1 protein-coding gene is annotated in these 241 nt (G+C 73.9%); it reads left to right on the forward strand.

The features are described 5' to 3' along the window. A partial coding sequence (locus ACZ3HG_RS24665) for a hypothetical protein (protein ID WP_465335145.1) occupies window positions 1–241 on the forward strand: 241 nt, incomplete at both ends.

A 241-nucleotide genomic window follows, 5' to 3' on the forward strand; every position in this document is an offset into this window, starting at 1 on the left:
CGGTGCGCACCACCGGCGCGGCCGACCTCGCCCAGCCGGAGCCCGACTTCTTCATCGTGGGAGCGAAGTCCTACGGCCGCGCGCCGACGTTCCTGGCGCTGACCGGGTACGAGCAGGTCCGCAGCGTTGTCGCGCAGCTCTCCGGCGACCACGAGGCCGCTGCGCGGGTCGAGCTGGTACTGCCCGAGACAGGCGTATGCGGGGGCGCGGGGCTGTTCGACGACCCGGACGCGGCGAAGGG

The sequence above is a fragment of the Erwinia sp. PME.40.26/001 genome, assembly GCF_055556675.1.